The sequence below is a fragment of the Burkholderia sp. D-99 genome (assembly GCF_011605345.1).
GTDB lineage: Bacteria > Pseudomonadota > Gammaproteobacteria > Burkholderiales > Burkholderiaceae > Burkholderia.
On record NZ_JAAOXM010000001.1, the window covers coordinates 1,571,560 to 1,586,605 of the forward strand.

The window sequence follows — 15,046 nt, forward strand, 5'->3', positions numbered from 1 at the left end:
ATCGGGAACCGCGCGTCGGTGCGTCAGTGTGCCTCTTCCCAGTTCGCGCCGGCACCGACTTCGGCGACGAGCGGCACCTTCAGCTTCGCCACGCCGCACATCATTTCCGGCAGTTTCTCGCGCACCAGCGACAGCTCGCCGTCGGGTACCTCGAGCACCAGTTCATCGTGCACCTGCATGATCATCCGCGATGCAAGCTTGTCGCGTGTGAGCCAGTCGTCCACCGCGATCATCGACAGCTTGATCAGGTCGGCCGCCGTGCCCTGCATCGGCGCGTTGATCGCCGCGCGCTCGGCCGCCTGGCGGCGCGGGCCGTTGCCACCGTTGATCTCCGGCAGCCACAGGCGGCGACCGAAAACGGTTTCGACGTAGCCCTTCTCCTTCGCCACCGAGCGCGTGTCTTCCATGTACTGCGCGACGCCCGGGTAGCGCGCGAAATAACGGTCGATATAAAGCTTCGCGGCGTCACGCGTGATGCCGAGGTTCGATGCGAGGCCGAATGCGCTCATCCCGTAGATGAGCCCGAAGTTGATCACCTTCGCGATCCGGCGCTGGTCGGAATTGACCTCCAGCGGCGTCACGCCGAACACCTCGGCGGCCGTCGCGCGGTGGATGTCCTCGCCCTGCGAGAATGCGCGCAGCAGCGACGCATCGCCCGAGATGTGCGCCATGATCCGCAGTTCGATCTGCGAATAGTCGGCCGACACGATCCGGTGACCCGGCGGCGCGATGAACGCCTCGCGGATGCGCCGGCCTTCGGCCGTGCGCACCGGAATGTTCTGAAGATTCGGATCGTTCGACGCAAGACGGCCCGTGACCGCGACGGCCTGCGCGTAGTTCGTGTGCACACGGCCCGTTGACGGGTTCACCATGCGCGGCAGCTTGTCGGTATAGGTCGACTTCAGCTTCGACAGCCCGCGATGCTCGAGCAGCAGCTTCGGCAGCGGGTAGTCCTCCGCCAGCTTCTGCAGCACCTCTTCGTCGGTCGACGGCGCGCCGCTCGGCGTCTTTTTCACGACCGGCAACTGCAGCTTCTCGAAGAAGATCTGGCCGATCTGCTTCGGCGAGCCGAGATTGAATTCGCCGCCCGCCAGTTCGTACGCCTGCGCTTCGAGCTCGATCAGGCGCGTCGCGATTTCGGTACTCTGCGCCTGCAGGCGCGCATCGTCGATCAGCACGCCCGTGCGTTCCATCTTGCGCAGCACGAGCGACACGGGCATCTCGATCTCGCGATACACACGCTCGAGGCCCGGTTCGCGCGCGACCTGCGGATACAGCGCGTGATGAAGCTGCAGCGTGATGTCCGCATCTTCGGCCGCGTATGCGGCGGCCTCCGCGAGCGCCACTTCGTCGAAGCCGATCTGCTTCGCGCCCTTGCCCGCGACGTCTTCGTACTTGATCGTCTTGACACCCAGATGACGCAGCGCGAGGCTGTCCATGTCATGCGTGCGGTGCGATTCGACCACATACGATTCGAGCAGCGTGTCGTGCTCGATGCCGTTCAGCGCGATGTCGTAGTTCGCAAGCACCTGCGCGTCGTACTTCATATGCTGGCCGACCTTCTTGCGATCGGCCGATTCGAGCCACGGCTTCAGGCGCGCGAGCACTTCGTCGATCGGCAGCTGCTCGGGCATGTCGGGGCCGCGGTGCGCAACCGGCAGGTACGCAGCCTTGCCCGGCTCGATCGAGAACGACAGGCCGACGAGCCGCGCGAGCATCGGGTCGAGCGCGGTCGTCTCGGTGTCGAACGCGGTCAGCGCGGCCGCGTCGATCTTCGCGAACCACGCGTCGAATTGCTCCCAGGTCTGGATCGTGTCGTATTCGCGGACGATGTCGGCTGCCACCACCGGCGCCGGCTCGCCTTCCGGCGCATCGGCGCCGCCGCCCTCGACGGGTGCGCTGTCGACTTCGCGCAGCCAGGTCTTGAAGCCGTAGCGCGCGAAGATGTCGCGCATCAGGTCGCGCGCTTCGCCGTCGGTCTTCAACGACGCTTCGATCGATTCGAGATGCGGTGCGAGATCGCACGCCGTCTCGACGGTCACGAGCGTGCGGCCGAGCGGCAGGAAGTCGAGCGCGCGGCGCAGGTTGTCGCCGACCACGCCCTTGATCTCGCCCGCATGCTCGATCACGCCGTCGAGGCTGTCGTATTGCGCCAGCCATTTCACGGCCGTCTTCGGCCCGCACTTCTCGACGCCCGGCACGTTGTCGACGGTGTCGCCGATCAGTGCGAGGTAGTCGATGATCCGCTCGGGCGGCACGCCGAACTTCGCGATCACGCCGTCGCGATCGAGCGTCTCGTTGGTCATCGTGTTGACGAGCGTGACGTGGTCGGTCACGAGCTGCGCGAGATCCTTGTCGCCCGTCGACACGATCACGTTCATCCCGTGCCGTTCGGCTTCGCGCGCGAGCGTGCCGATCACATCGTCGGCCTCGACGCCTTCGACCATCAGCAGCGGCCAGCCGAGCGCGCGCACGGCACCGTGGATCGGTTCGACCTGCAATGCAAGATCGGGCGGCATCGACGGACGGTTTGCCTTATAGTCGGCATAAAGGTCGTCACGGAACGTCTTGCCCTTTGCATCGAACACGCAAGCGCTATACTCTGCACTGACTTCCTTGCGCATACGGCGCAGCATGTTGATGATTCCGTAGAGCGCTCCGGTCGGCTCCCCGCCAGGGCCACGCAAATCAGGCATCGCATGGTAAGCCCGATACAGATAGCTCGAACCGTCAACCAATAGCAGGGTCTTACCTTCCAGATTTCGTTCTTCAGGCATTATGAACAAGAGAAAAGTGATTCCGAGTCTGCGTTCGCTCGCAGATCAAGAACGCGCGACGGCCAAGAAGGCGCGCGCATCGTGGCAGATGTTCACGATTATGGCAGAGTTTATCGAGGCGACCGAGTACCTGTCGGAGATCCGCCCGGCTGTCAGCATCTACGGTTCTGCCCGCCTCAAGCCCGACACGCCGCACTACAAGCTCGCCGTGCAGATCGCGCGCAAGCTGTCCGACGCCGGCTTCGCCGTGATCTCCGGCGGCGGCCCCGGCATCATGGAAGCCGCGAACAAGGGCGCGCATGCCGGCAAGGCGCCGTCGGTCGGCCTGAACATCGAGTTGCCGCACGAGCAAGCCGGCAACCACTATCAGGACATCTCGCTGCGCTTCCGCCACTTCTTCACGCGCAAGGTCACGTTCGTGAAGAATTCGGATGCGGTGATCGTGATGCCGGGCGGCTTCGGCACGCTCGACGAGCTGTCGGAAGTGCTTACGCTGATCCAGACGAAGAAATCGCGCCTCGTGCCGATCATCCTCGTCGGCAGCGAGTTCTGGAAAGGGCTGCTGCAGTGGTTCCGCGACCAGCTGATCCCGATGGGCCTCATCAACGCGGAAGACATGGACCTGATGCAGGTGATCGACGATCCCGATCAGGTGCTCGATGCCGTGCTCGCGTTCTACGAGGACAGCGGCGAGGAAGAAGGTTCGGACGATGACGGCCATCCGCCGCGCCCCGAAGAAGACCGGATGTTCTATCTGTAACCCATCCGTGACGACCGCCGGCCCGACGGCCGGCGTACCGCTTTCCACGCGGCAGGCATGGCGATCCCGCCACCTGCCGCGTGTCACTTTGTAACGCGCTGTTAATCCCGCCTGATGGCAGCGCACCGCTGAATGTCAAATTCGTGCGGCCCGCACTACGCAATGCAGCGAGGCCACCCACACGCGCGGCCCGCCATTGTCAAATGGGCGGCCTGATGCCCGTATCCGGTGGCTGCGCGCCGCCAACCTGCTGTAATAAACGAGCCTCGCCTTTTCCGTGCCGTGCCAGCACACTTCATTTCGTCGGCGCGGCGTTCCCCCGGTGGAACGATCCCCCCTCGCTTCCATCGCGTCGCGCCGGCCACCTCACAACGACATCACGGAAAAGAACATGAAGCGCTCTCTGATCGCCCTCGCCTTCACCGGGCTCGGCCTCTCGCTGTCGAGCCTCGCTCACGCCGTCAACGTCGACGTCAACATCGGCACGCCCGCGCCGGTCGTCGTCGCACCTGCGCCCGTCATGGTCGCCCCGGCGCCCGCGGTCATCGTCGGCTGGCATGGCGACCGCTACTGGGACGGCCGCCGCTACTGGGAACGCCGCGAGTGGGAAGATCACCAGCGCCATCGCGGCCCCGACCGCGATCACGGCCCGGATCGCGGCGGCTACCACTGCCCGCCGGGACACGCGAAGAAGGGTGAGTGCTGAGCGACAGCGCACTCGACTGACCGGCAAGGCCGCCCGTGCGCTTCGGCGTCGGGCGGCCTTGTCGCTTTCGGCGGCGCGTTGCGCGCCGTCACGGCCCGCCGCCGGCGACGCGAGCGGCAAGCCCGACTGTCACGCATACCACGAGCGACTGCGCGATCCCGCGCACCGATGGTAGGATCGGCCCTGTCCATGGCCATTCCCGCCACCCATGCCACTGATCCGGATCTGGGCTGTCGACCGCGCCCTTGCGTCTGGCATCGCCGCGCCGACCGACATCTTCACGGCAGCCAATCATCTCGCCCCGTCGATACGCGCCGGCCGGCCGCAGGCCCCGTTTCGCTGGCGCATCGAATCGATCGACGGCAAGCCGGTGCGCACCGCCTCCGGCCAGACCGCCCCGGTCGACGGCGCGATCGACTGCCACAGCGCCGCCGATGCGATCTGGCTGACCGCACCGTTCGTCGCCGATCTCGAGCGGCTGCTCGCGCGGCCCGCGTCGCTCGCGCCGCTGTTCGACGCGCTGCGCCGGCATCACGCACGCGGCACGCTGATCGCCACCTACTGCACGGGCGCGTTCCTGCTCGCGGAAGCCGGGCTGCTCGACGGCCGCGTCGCCACGACGCACTGGTCGAAAGCGTCGAACTTCCGCGTACGTTATCCGGACGTGGCCTTGCGCGCGTCGGACGTCCTCACCGAACAGGACGGCATATTGTGTGGCGGCGCGGTCACGTCGTATCAGAATCTCGCGCTCCGGGTCGTCGACAAACTGGCGAACGCGCGCGTTGCCGCGGCTGTCGCCAGGCTCATGCTGATCGACGCGAACCGCGTGTCGCAGGATTCGTTCATCGATCTCGGGCGGATGGGTCATGACGAGCACGACGATCCGGCCATCGCCCGCGCGCAGCGCTGGATGGAAAAGCACCTGCGCGAACCGTTCAGCCTCGCCCGGCTGAGCGATCACGTCGCGATGAGCGAACGCACGCTCCATCGCCGCTTCAGGGACGCGGTGGGCGCACCGCCGCTCCGGTATCTGCAGTCGCTCAGGATCGAAGTCGCGAAGCGGCTTCTCGCGGAAACGAAGCTCGCTATCGATACCGTTTGCGAGCGCGTCGGCTACGCGGACATCAGCGGCTTCCGGCAACTGTTCAAGCGCGAGACGGGCATCTCCCCCGGCGAGTATCGCCGTCGCTTCACGCAATAAGCGCATACGACAGGCATTGGGTACGGTGTCGGAAATGGCATCGTCGAATGGCAGTTTCGCCACTCCGCACATCGGCACAGGATTCATACACTCGGTTCACGTCGCCCCGCCTCGGAGCGACGCCATCTCCACCGAACCAGGACACCATCATGCCGATGATCGACGTCTACATTCCCGAAGGTGCGCTCGCACCACAGGCCGAAGCACAACTGATGGAAGAACTGACCGGAACGCTGATCCGTCACGAGGGACTCGATCCCGACAATCCGCGCGTGCGGGACGTGACATGGATCTTCGTCCATCGGCCGGCAGCCGTGTATCGCGCGGGGGCTGTCGCACCTGCGCCGATCTACCGGATCGTGCCGACCGTGCCGGAAGGTCAGTACACGGACGCCGCGCGTGCCGGGCTGATCGCGGACGTGACCGCTGCCGTCGCTCGCGCCGAAGGCGTGCCGGTCGACGCCGTCGCGACGCGCGTATGGGTCTTTCCAACGGAAATCGATGACGGCCGCTGGGGTAGCCGCGGCGTGGTACGCCGCCTGCCGGACATCATGGAATATTTCGGCGGGGCCACGCTGCGGGCGCTCGGCGAACAGCGCCTCGCGACCAAGCGACGGACGGATGCGATCGGCATGATCGAGGCCATGGTCGACGCGATGCGCGCCACGCATCGCAGTGCGTCACCCGACGTCGCCACCAAGCCCGCACACTGATTTTGGCGCACCGCCTCCCGCGTCAACCGTCCGGGCTCGCCTCACCAGCCATGCGCGTCACGCAGCCGCGCCCGCCAGCGGAAGCGGCGCGAGCTCCGGATGCGCGCCGAGTCGCTCGGCGAGAAAATCCATCAGCAACCGGCTCCTTCGCGGCAAATGGGTTCGTTGCGGCATGCACAGATAGAGCCCGTAGCGACAGGTCGCATGCTGCGTCAGCAGCGGCACGAGGCGCCCCTCACGCACATGCGCATGGACCGAATAGCCGAAGAACTGGCCGATCGCCGCGCCGCTCAGCACGATGTCGAGTTCCGCATCGATGTCGTTGGTCGCAATGAACGGAGATACCTGCTGCGTGTCGACGCGCCCGTCGACGAGAAATTCCCAGGGAAACGGTTTGCCCGTACGCGGATACAGGAACGCGGTACAACGGTGATCGCGCAACGCATCGACGGTCAGCGGCGCGCCGTGGCGCCGCAAATACGCCGGCGTCGCGCAAACGATCAGTTGCAGGTCGGCGACGCGCCGCGCGACCAGCCCGCTATCGGGCAGATCGCCGGTCCGCACCGCGATGTCGATTCGCTGCTCGACGATGTCGGCCATGTCGTCGCTGACGATCAGTTCGGCCGTGACGCCCGGCTGCCGATCGCAAAACTCGCCCAGCAACGGCGCGAGAAAGCGCCGGGCCAGCGAGTAAGGCGCGGCCACGCGGATCGTGCCGACCGCGTGCGCGCGATCGTCGTCGAGCGTGCGCAACGCCGTCTCGAGTTCGCCGACGGCACCGCGGCACTGCGCGAGCAGGCGCTCGCCCTCGGCCGTCAGCGCAATCCGGTGCGTCGAGCGCTGGAACAGTCGCACGTTCAGCAGCGCCTCCAGCGCCGCGACCTGTTTGCTGGCCGCCTGCGGCGTCATGCCGAGTTCGCGGGCGCCCGCACTGATGCCGCCCGCGACGGCGACGCGAACGAATACCGTCAGCGCCTTCAAACGATCCATCCGAGTTTCCCTCCCGTCGACCCCGGCACGCCCGGGCATCCATCGATGACGTCGTGACGCCGGCCGGTCAAGTTGAATCCGTTTCAACCGGACCGGCGCTATCCGCGTGCCGCCCCGCTTCGCACAATGGCGCTGTCTTCGACGATTCGCCCCACCGGGCCGTACGCCATGAACCTGCGCTCATTTTCCGCTGCCTCCCGAGCCGCTGTCGCGGTCGGGTCGATCCTTGCCGGCACGGTGTCGCCCGCACTCGCGCAAGACGCCGGTGCGCGCACCGGCGTCGTCGAAACGCTACTGCTGCAGACCACGCACGCGTGGGACGGCTCGCCGTATCGCGCGTATCCGGCGCGGCAGCCGGAAGTGACGGTCGTACGCTACACCATCCCGCCGCACGCCGTGCTGCCATGGCACACGCATCCGGCAATCAACGTCGGTTACGTGCTGTCGGGCCATCTGAGCGCCGTGCGCCGCAGCGACGGCAAGCGGCTGGCGCTCGGTCCCGGCGACGTGGTACCGGAAATGGTCGGCGGTGCGCATCGCGGCGAGACCGGCGACGAAGCCGCGGAACTGATCGTCTTCTACGCCGGCACGCCCGGTGCACCGCTGACGGTTCCGGACAGCGAAGACTGAGCGCCGGCCCGCAGGCCGGCTCGTTTCACCCTGACGCGGAGCGCCATCCATCATGACCGATTCACGTAACCCATCCCGCCCTTCCGCCGCACCCCGGCCGCGCCTCGACGGACGCGTCGCGCTCGTCACGGGCGGCGGCACCGGCATCGGCCGTGCAGCCGCGCTCGCGTTCGCGCGGGACGGTGCGCGCGTCGTCGTCACCGGGCGGCGCGCGGCGCCGCTCGACGAAACCGTGCGGGCGATCGCCGAACGCGGCGGCGACGCATTCGCGATCGCGGTCGACGTCGCATCCGCCGATGGCGTACGCGCGCTCGTCGACGCGACGCTGGAGCGCTACGGCGCGTTGCATGCGGCCTTCAACAATGCCGGCACGGAAGGCACGTTCGCGCCGATCGTGGAACAGACCGAAGCCGACTTCGACGACGTGATCGCCACCAATCTCAAGGGCACGTGGCTGTCGATCAAATACGAGATGGAAGCCATGCTCGCGCACGGCGGCGGCGCGATCGTCAATACATCATCCTGGCTCGCGAAAGGCGCGCTGGCCGGCTCGTCGACCTATTCGGCGAGCAAGGGCGCGCTCGATGCGCTGGTGCGCGCGGTCGCGCTCGAAGGTGGCCCGCACGGCATCCGGATCAACAACGTGAACCCCGGCATCATCGACACGCCGATGGCGCGCCGCTTCGGCGACGACGAGATGTTTCGCCCGTTCGCCGCGTTCACGCCCGCGCGGCGGATCGGCACCCCCGAGGATGTTGCCGACGCCGCCGTCTGGCTGTGCAGCGACGAGGCGCGTTTCGTGACCGGCGAATCGATCCTCGTCGACGGTGGCTACACGATCGGCGGCATGCGCTGAACGATGCCGCGACGGAGAAAGAACCGATGGAGCATGTGAGACTGGGAACGTCCGGGCTGAAGGTGTCGAAGCTGTGTGTGGGCTGCATGACCTACGGCAACCCGGCGTGGCGGCCGTGGGTCGTGACCGAGGACGTGGCCCGCCCGCTCATCCGCACGGCGCTCGACGCGGGCGTGATGTTCTTCGACACGGCCGACATCTACTCGGACGGCGAGAGCGAGCGCATTCTCGGGCGCGCGCTGCGCGACTTCGCAACGCGCGACGACGTGGTGATCGCGACCAAGGCGTTCTTTCCGACCGGTGACGGCCCGAATTCGGGCGGGTTGTCGCGCAAGCACCTGTTCGCCAGCATCGACGCGTCGTTACAGCGCCTCGGCACCGATTACGTCGATCTTTACGTCATCCACCGGTTCGATCCGGACACGCCGATCGACGAAACGCTCGATGCGCTCGACGCGATCGTCCGCAGCGGCAAGGTGCGCTATCTCGGCGCATCGTCGATGCACGCATGGCAGTTCATGAAAATGCTCGCGTTCCAGCGGCATCACGGGCTCGCCCGGTTCGTGTCGATGCAGAGCCAGTACAGCCTGATCTGCCGCGACGACGAACGCGACATGCTGCCGCTGTGCATCGACGAAGGTATCGCTTATACGCCGTGGTCGCCGCTCGGCCGCGGGCTGCTGGCCGGCTCCCGAGAGGCAGGCACGACGCGCGCTGCAACCGACCGCCAGATGGTGTCGTGGTACGGCGGCCGCGACACCGTCGCGGCGACCGCCGAAGCGGTCAGGCAGGTGGCTCAGGCACGCGGCGTACCGCCCGCGCAGGTCGCCCTTGCCTGGGCATTGCAACGGCCCGGCATCACCGCACCGATCGTCGGGCTGTCGAAGCCGAACCATACGGCCGATGCGCTCGCAGCGCTTGACCTGACGCTCGACGACGGCGAAACCGCGTTGCTGGAGGCCGCGTTCGACCGGACGGTCGAACCGGTGCAATGGTGATGGTGATGGTGGAGCGGGCCGGCCGGCTGGACCGGAACACCGATGCCGCGTGAATCATGGCGCCATACAGGCTCGCGCCGGTCGCCCCGGCGACCGAACGTGCGCCTACACCGGCCGGACAGCCCCCAAACCCGGCGGCGCCTCGACAGGCGCGCCGGTCAGCACGCTTACTGAAACGCCACTTCCGCAAAGCTCCGCAGCTTCCGACTATGCAGCTTGTCGAGCCCGTTCGTGCGCAGGATCTCCATCGCCTTCACGCCGATCTGCAGATGCTGGTCGACCTGCCCGCGATAGAACGTGTCGGCCATGCCCGGCAGCTTGAGTTCGCCGTGCAGCGGCTTGTCCGACACGCACAGCAGCGTGCCGTACGGCACGCGGAAGCGGAAGCCGTTCGCGGCGATCGTCGCGCTTTCCATGTCGAGCGCGATCGCGCGGCTCTGCGACAGGCGCTGCACGGGTTCGCGATGATCGCGCAGCTCCCAGTTGCGGTTGTCGACGCTCGCGACGGTGCCCGTGCGCATCACGCGCTTCAGTTCGACGCCATCGAGCTGCGTGACGTCGGCCACCCCGCGCTCGAGCGCGAGCTGCACTTCGGCGAGCGCCGGAATCGGCACCCACAGCGGCAGGTCGGCATCGAGCACGTGATCCTCGCGCACGTAACCGTGTGCGAGCACGTAATCGCCGAGACGCTGCGTGTTGCGCAGCCCCGCGCAGTGACCGAGCATCACCCACGCGTGCGGACGCAGCACCGCGATGTGATCGGTGATCGTCTTCGCGTTCGACGGGCCGACGCCGATGTTGACCATCGTGATCCCGCTGCCGTCCGCGCGCTTCAGGTGATACGCGGGCATCTGCGGCAGGCGCGGCGGCGCGGCGCCCTCGGCCGGCTCGCTGCCGAGGTTCGCGTTGTAGGTCACGACATCGCCCGGCTCGACGAACGCGCTGTACTGGCTGCGATACGCGCGCACCTCGGGATCGTCGCTCTCCGTCATCACCGTGCGGCCCAGCTTCACGAACTCGTCGATGTAGAACTGGTAGTTCGTGTAGAGCACGTAGTTCTGGAAATGCGTGGGCGACGTCGCCGTGTAGTGGCGCAGCCGGTGCAGCGAGAAGTCGACGCGCGCGGCCGTGAACAACGCGAGCGGATGCGGCTCGCCCGGCGCCGGCTCAAACGTGCCGTTGACGATGCGGTCGTCGAGATACGACAGGTCGGGTGTATCGAAGATGTCGCGCATCGCGAGCAGGCGGTCGCGGTCGAGCTCGCCCTCGAGATGGATACCTTCCGGAAACGCGAAATGGATCGGGATCGGCTGCGACGACACGCCGATCTCGATCTTCACATGGTGATTCTTCGCCAGCAGGCGCAGTTGCTCGCGATAGTAGTTCGCGAAGAGGTCGGGGCGCGTGACCGTCGTCTCGAACACGCCGGGGCCGGCGACGAAACCATACGAGCGGCGCGAATCGACGTGCGTGTTGACGTCGGTGCGAATCCGCACGAACGGGTAGCACGCGCGCACGTGCTCGGTGATCGGTTCGTGGCGGCGATAGCGCGCGAATGCGTCGCGCAGGAAGCCCGTGTTCGTGTCGTAAATGGCGGACAGCCGCGCGACGGCGGCGATCGGATCGTCGAAAGCCTCGACCGACGGGCTCTCGGGCGTCAGCACCCGGTGCCGGCGGCTCAAATCGTTCTTCATTTTCATCACCTCGTCTGATCCGACGACATTACCACGGAACCCGGTCGCCTTTATGGCCGCCCCTATGCACGCGAGGGCCGGATGGTGCGCAGTATTTGCTAAAATCGGTGGGTTCACTGGAGACTCATCATGAAGCCGCTCATTCTCGTCGTCGCTGCCGCCGCGTTTGCCGCCGCCAGCGCCGCTTACGCCGCCGGCGGCACGCCTGACGCCGACGCGCAGGCACGGGCCGAGGCCAACGAGGCCGCCGGCCTGCCCGATCTCCGCAAGATCAACCGGCCGGGCGCCGAAGTCACGTCGAAAGTCGACTTCGCCGACATCCGCCGCACGCCGAGCTTCCACGAAAAGAGCAAGAACGGCACCGAAGTCACCGAGTACCGCGATCGCGGCAAGCCGGTCGAGATCGACGTGAAGTCGAACTTCGGCACGCGCTACCAGATGAGCTCGACGCCCGACACGTCGCCGAAGCCGCACGACGCGGGCATCCCGATCACGCGCCTGCCGTCGCTGAACCTGCGCTACTGATTCTGTGGCGCGCGGCACCGACCGCCGCGCGCCGCCCCCTTTCACCTGCTGTCGCGACGCACGCCGCCCGCGTGCCGACACCCTGACCTGACGCATCCCGCATGGCCGTTTTCACTGCTGTTTCCGACTCCGATCTCGCGCAATGGATGCGCCACTACGAACTGGGCGACGTGCTTGCGTTCCGCGGCATTCCGTCCGGTATCGAAAACAGCAATTTCTTCCTGACGACGACGCGCGGCGAGTACGTCCTCACGATCTTCGAAAATCTGACGGCGCAGCAACTGCCGTTCTACCTCGACCTGATGCGCCATCTGGCCGGCCACGGCGTGCCGGTACCGGATCCGATCCCGCGCGACGACGGCGCGCTGTTCGGCGAGCTGCACGGCAAGCCGGCCGCGATCGTCACGAAGCTCGACGGCTCGGCCGAACTCGCGCCGAGGGTCGAACACTGTATCGAGGTCGGGCAGATGCTCGCGCGCCTGCATCTCGCCGGCCGCGACTATCCGCGCAACCAGCCGAACCTGCGCAGCCTGCCGTGGTGGCAGGAGAACGTGCCGGCGATCGCGCCGTACATCACCGACGCGCAGCGCGCGCTCCTGGAAGGCGAGCTCGCGCACCAGGCCGGCTTCTTCGCGTCGGACGACTACGCGGCGCTGCCGGCCGGGCCGTGCCATTGCGACCTGTTCCGCGACAACGTGCTGTTCGCGCACGCGGCGCCCGACACCGGCCATGACGTACGGCTCGGCGGCTTCTTCGACTTCTATTTCGCGGGCTGCGACAAGTGGCTGTTCGACGTCGCGGTCACGGTCAACGACTGGTGCGTCGACCTCGCGACCGGCGTACTCGACGTCGCGCGCGCCGATGCGCTGCTGCGCGCGTACCAGACCGTGCGGCCGTTCACGGCCGAGGAGCGCCGCCACTGGAGCGACATGCTGCGCGCGGGCGCGTACCGCTTCTGGGTGTCGCGCCTGTACGACTTCTACCTGCCGCGCGCGGCCGAGATGCTCAAGCCGCACGACCCCGGCCATTTCGAACGCATCCTGCGCGAGCGTATCGCGCATACGCCCGCGCTTCCCGAGATCCAAACCGCATGCAACTGATCGAAGTGCCCGCCAAAACGGGCTATGTCTGGTTCCGTCAAGGCGTCTGGCTGTTCCGCCGGAACCCGCTCGCGTTCATCACGCTGTTCTTCACGTACCTGCTGGCGATCACGCTGGTGTCGATGGTGCCCGTGATCGGCTCCGCGCTGCCGCTCGTGTTCATTCCCGGCATCGCGGTCGGCTTCATGGCCGCATGCCGCGACACGGTGGCCGGCAAGCCCGTGATGCCGACGATCCTCATCGACGGCTTCCGCTCCTACGGCACCGTCGCGACCCAGCGGCTGCTCGTGCTCGGCGTGATCTACGTTGTATCGATGGTGCTCGTGTTCGCTGCTTCGTCGTTCGTGGACGGCGGCGCGCTGTTCCACGTGATGATGGGCGCGGCCGATGAAGCGAGCACGACGCCGGAAACGCTCGCTGCGCAAGGCACGTTCGGCGCGTTGATGTTCGCGACGCTGCTCTACCTGCCGGTCGCGATGCTGTTCTGGTTCGCGCCGGTGCTGGTCGCGTGGCACGACGTCCCGCCCGCCAAGGCGCTGTTCTTCAGCATCGTCAGCTGCTGGCGCAATCGCGGCGCGTTCGTCGTGTACGGCGCGCTGTGGTTCGGCGTCGCGCTCGGCACGTCGCTCGCGCTGTCGCTGCTGCTGCAGGCGCTCGGCGCCGGCGCCTATGCACTGACGATCATGATGCCGGTGACGATCGTCATCGTCACGATGCTGTACTGCTCGTTCTACGCGACCTATCGCGGCTGCTTCGGCGTACAGGAGCCGGGCGCGACGACAACCACGTCGGGCCGCTGAAGTCTCCGGCCGGCGCGCGTCGCCGGCCCGCCGCTCTCCGCGCCGGATTGACTCCCGGCGCCCCCTCCCTTTCCCCGCCTCCGTCGGCCACCGCCCCGCGCCGGCCGCCCCTGTTCATCCCGATCTTTTGCGCGCAAAATAATTTGCGTACAAATTGTTCGCGCGTTCAACGCGCCTCCCGAATCATGGACCGCCTGCCCCCACTGCCCCAGACGCTCGACGAGCAACTGTGCTTCGCGCTCTACTCGACTTCGCACGCGATGACGAAAACGTACAAGCCGCTGCTCGACAAGCTGTCGCTGACCTATCCCCAATATCTCGCGATGCTCGTGCTGTGGGAGCGCGACGACATCGCCGTGAAGGACATCGCCGCGCGGCTCGACCTCGACCCGGCCACGGTCACGCCACTGCTGAAGCGGCTGGAGGCGCTCGGCTACGTCGAGCGCGTGCGCAGTGCGGCCGACGAACGCGTCGTGAACGTGCGCGTGACACCGGAAGGCCGTGCGCTGAAGGACCGCGCGCGCTCGGTACCCGCCGATCTCTTTTGCGCGATGCAGCAATCCCCCGAGTTCCTGGTCAGGTTGCGCGCCGATCTCCAGCAGCTGCGCGACGCGCTGTCGGCCGCCAACGAACGCTGACAGGCGAGCATCGACGAACCGGCCCGGTACTACCGGGCCTTTTCTTCGAAATTTCATTTGCACACAAATGATTTGTGTTCTATATTTTTCTCGTGGCCGGCGACACCCCGTTCGACCGAGCCGCTTTTCCTCCCTTTTCCCGACAGGAGCTGCACGATGAACATTCTGTACAAGACCAGCGCCACGAGCACGGGTGGCCGCGATGGCCGCGCGGTATCCGCTGACAACAAGCTGGAAGTAAAGCTGGCCGCGCCGCGCGAACTCGGCGGCACGGGCGCCGAAGGCACGAATCCGGAGCAACTGTTCGCTGCAGGTTACTCGGCCTGCTTCCTGAGCGCGATGAAATTCGTCGCCGGCCAGGACAAGAAGGCGCTGCCGGCCGACACGCAGGTCACGGCGGAAGTGGGCATCGGCCCGAACGACGCAGGCGGCTTCGGGCTCGACATCGAGCTGCGCGTGTCGCTGCCGGGGCTCGACAAGGCCGACGCGCAAGCGCTGGTCGAAAAAGCGCACCACGTGTGCCCGTACTCGAACGCGACGCGCAACAACGTGCCGGTGCGCCTGACGCTCGTCTGACGCGACGCAAGGCCGCGAATGCAAAAAGGGCGCGTGCGGCATGTAGCCGCACGCGCCCTTTTTTACTGCGTGACTCGCCGGA

15 protein-coding genes are annotated in these 15,046 nt (G+C 66.8%); 12 read left to right on the forward strand and 3 right to left on the reverse strand.

The genetic code is table 11. The features are described 5' to 3' along the window. Nucleotides 1-23: 23 nt before the first annotated feature. The gene (polA, locus tag HAV18_RS06815; RefSeq protein WP_166953973.1) at nucleotides 24-2,777 is read right to left on the reverse strand and encodes a DNA polymerase I; all 2,754 of its coding nucleotides are present in this window, start codon (nucleotides 2,775-2,777) and stop codon (nucleotides 24-26) included. 1 nt (nucleotide 2,778) lies between these two features. Between polA and HAV18_RS06820 the strand changes: the two genes are divergently transcribed. From HAV18_RS06820 to HAV18_RS06835, 4 genes are all read left to right on the forward strand, one after another. Continuing rightward, nucleotides 2,779-3,537 carry a TIGR00730 family Rossman fold protein gene (locus tag HAV18_RS06820; protein WP_166953975.1) on the forward strand — a complete coding sequence of 253 codons (759 nt, stop codon included), beginning with the start codon at nucleotides 2,779-2,781 and terminating at the stop codon, nucleotides 3,535-3,537. Between the two features lie 391 nt (nucleotides 3,538-3,928). After that, nucleotides 3,929-4,243 carry a hypothetical protein gene (locus HAV18_RS06825; RefSeq protein ID WP_166953977.1) on the forward strand — a complete coding sequence of 105 codons (315 nt, stop codon included), beginning with the start codon at nucleotides 3,929-3,931 and terminating at the stop codon, nucleotides 4,241-4,243. A gap of 208 nt (nucleotides 4,244-4,451) precedes the next feature. Beyond that, nucleotides 4,452-5,444, forward strand: a complete 993-nt coding sequence (locus tag HAV18_RS06830) for a GlxA family transcriptional regulator (protein WP_166953979.1) — start codon at nucleotides 4,452-4,454, stop codon at nucleotides 5,442-5,444. A gap of 149 nt (nucleotides 5,445-5,593) precedes the next feature. Next, on the forward strand, nucleotides 5,594-6,157 hold the full coding sequence (locus HAV18_RS06835) for a Tautomerase enzyme (RefSeq protein ID WP_166953981.1): 564 nt from the start codon (nucleotides 5,594-5,596) through the stop codon (nucleotides 6,155-6,157). Between the two features lie 57 nt (nucleotides 6,158-6,214). On the opposite strand, the gene HAV18_RS06840 is transcribed toward HAV18_RS06835, so the two are convergent. Then, complete coding sequence (locus HAV18_RS06840) at nucleotides 6,215-7,147, reverse strand: LysR family transcriptional regulator (RefSeq protein WP_166953983.1); 933 nt, start codon at nucleotides 7,145-7,147, stop codon at nucleotides 6,215-6,217. A 168-nt stretch (nucleotides 7,148-7,315) separates the two neighbouring features. Between HAV18_RS06840 and HAV18_RS06845 the strand changes: the two genes are divergently transcribed. The 3 genes from HAV18_RS06845 to HAV18_RS06855 are packed head-to-tail and all read left to right on the forward strand — an operon-like array spanning nucleotide 7,316 to nucleotide 9,631. After that, nucleotides 7,316-7,777, forward strand: coding sequence for a cupin domain-containing protein (locus tag HAV18_RS06845; RefSeq protein WP_243771553.1), 462 nt, complete (start codon nucleotides 7,316-7,318; stop codon nucleotides 7,775-7,777). A 52-nt stretch (nucleotides 7,778-7,829) separates the two neighbouring features. Next, nucleotides 7,830-8,633: an SDR family NAD(P)-dependent oxidoreductase gene (locus HAV18_RS06850; RefSeq protein WP_166953987.1), complete on the forward strand. Its 804-nt coding sequence runs from the start codon at nucleotides 7,830-7,832 to the stop codon at nucleotides 8,631-8,633. A gap of 26 nt (nucleotides 8,634-8,659) precedes the next feature. Further along, nucleotides 8,660-9,631 (forward strand): aldo/keto reductase, encoded by a 972-nt coding sequence (locus HAV18_RS06855; protein WP_166953989.1) that lies wholly within the window; start codon nucleotides 8,660-8,662, stop codon nucleotides 9,629-9,631. Between the two features lie 167 nt (nucleotides 9,632-9,798). On the opposite strand, the gene HAV18_RS06860 is transcribed toward HAV18_RS06855, so the two are convergent. Beyond that, on the reverse strand, nucleotides 9,799-11,325 hold the full coding sequence (locus HAV18_RS06860) for an AMP nucleosidase (RefSeq protein ID WP_166953991.1): 1,527 nt from the start codon (nucleotides 11,323-11,325) through the stop codon (nucleotides 9,799-9,801). Nucleotides 11,326-11,454: 129 nt separating this feature from the next. Here HAV18_RS06860 and HAV18_RS06865 point away from each other — a divergent pair, with 129 nt between their 5' ends. From HAV18_RS06865 to HAV18_RS06885, 5 genes are all read left to right on the forward strand, one after another. Continuing rightward, the gene (locus HAV18_RS06865) at nucleotides 11,455-11,850 is read left to right on the forward strand and encodes a hypothetical protein (protein WP_021160838.1); all 396 of its coding nucleotides are present in this window, start codon (nucleotides 11,455-11,457) and stop codon (nucleotides 11,848-11,850) included. A 101-nt stretch (nucleotides 11,851-11,951) separates the two neighbouring features. Next, nucleotides 11,952-12,950, forward strand: a complete 999-nt coding sequence (locus HAV18_RS06870) for a homoserine kinase (RefSeq protein WP_166953993.1) — start codon at nucleotides 11,952-11,954, stop codon at nucleotides 12,948-12,950. Further along, a complete protein-coding gene (locus HAV18_RS06875) occupies nucleotides 12,941-13,750 on the forward strand; it encodes a BPSS1780 family membrane protein (RefSeq protein WP_166953995.1) in 810 nt (269 codons plus the stop codon). Before HAV18_RS06870 ends, HAV18_RS06875 begins: the two co-directional genes overlap by 10 nt. A gap of 185 nt (nucleotides 13,751-13,935) precedes the next feature. Further along, nucleotides 13,936-14,388, forward strand: a complete 453-nt coding sequence (locus tag HAV18_RS06880) for a MarR family winged helix-turn-helix transcriptional regulator (protein WP_166953997.1) — start codon at nucleotides 13,936-13,938, stop codon at nucleotides 14,386-14,388. A gap of 156 nt (nucleotides 14,389-14,544) precedes the next feature. Beyond that, nucleotides 14,545-14,964 carry an organic hydroperoxide resistance protein gene (locus tag HAV18_RS06885; protein WP_166953999.1) on the forward strand — a complete coding sequence of 140 codons (420 nt, stop codon included), beginning with the start codon at nucleotides 14,545-14,547 and terminating at the stop codon, nucleotides 14,962-14,964. Nucleotides 14,965-15,046: the final 82 nt, after the last annotated feature.

What these genes read in the sequence shown, in the direction of transcription:
- polA (WP_166953973.1), bottom strand. Translation starts at nt 2,777, where the DNA reads ATGCCTGAAGAACGAAATCTGGAAGGTAAGACCCTGCTATTGGTTGAC.
- HAV18_RS06820 (WP_166953975.1), top strand. Translation starts at nt 2,779, where the DNA reads ATGAACAAGAGAAAAGTGATTCCGAGTCTGCGTTCGCTCGCAGATCAA.
- HAV18_RS06825 (WP_166953977.1), top strand. Translation starts at nt 3,929, where the DNA reads ATGAAGCGCTCTCTGATCGCCCTCGCCTTCACCGGGCTCGGCCTCTCG.
- HAV18_RS06830 (WP_166953979.1), top strand. Translation starts at nt 4,452, where the DNA reads ATGCCACTGATCCGGATCTGGGCTGTCGACCGCGCCCTTGCGTCTGGC.
- HAV18_RS06835 (WP_166953981.1), top strand. Translation starts at nt 5,594, where the DNA reads ATGCCGATGATCGACGTCTACATTCCCGAAGGTGCGCTCGCACCACAG.
- HAV18_RS06840 (WP_166953983.1), bottom strand. Translation starts at nt 7,147, where the DNA reads ATGGATCGTTTGAAGGCGCTGACGGTATTCGTTCGCGTCGCCGTCGCG.
- HAV18_RS06845 (WP_243771553.1), top strand. Translation starts at nt 7,316, where the DNA reads ATGAACCTGCGCTCATTTTCCGCTGCCTCCCGAGCCGCTGTCGCGGTC.
- HAV18_RS06850 (WP_166953987.1), top strand. Translation starts at nt 7,830, where the DNA reads ATGACCGATTCACGTAACCCATCCCGCCCTTCCGCCGCACCCCGGCCG.
- HAV18_RS06855 (WP_166953989.1), top strand. Translation starts at nt 8,660, where the DNA reads ATGGAGCATGTGAGACTGGGAACGTCCGGGCTGAAGGTGTCGAAGCTG.
- HAV18_RS06860 (WP_166953991.1), bottom strand. Translation starts at nt 11,325, where the DNA reads ATGAAGAACGATTTGAGCCGCCGGCACCGGGTGCTGACGCCCGAGAGC.
- HAV18_RS06865 (WP_021160838.1), top strand. Translation starts at nt 11,455, where the DNA reads ATGAAGCCGCTCATTCTCGTCGTCGCTGCCGCCGCGTTTGCCGCCGCC.
- HAV18_RS06870 (WP_166953993.1), top strand. Translation starts at nt 11,952, where the DNA reads ATGGCCGTTTTCACTGCTGTTTCCGACTCCGATCTCGCGCAATGGATG.
- HAV18_RS06875 (WP_166953995.1), top strand. Translation starts at nt 12,941, where the DNA reads ATGCAACTGATCGAAGTGCCCGCCAAAACGGGCTATGTCTGGTTCCGT.
- HAV18_RS06880 (WP_166953997.1), top strand. Translation starts at nt 13,936, where the DNA reads ATGGACCGCCTGCCCCCACTGCCCCAGACGCTCGACGAGCAACTGTGC.
- HAV18_RS06885 (WP_166953999.1), top strand. Translation starts at nt 14,545, where the DNA reads ATGAACATTCTGTACAAGACCAGCGCCACGAGCACGGGTGGCCGCGAT.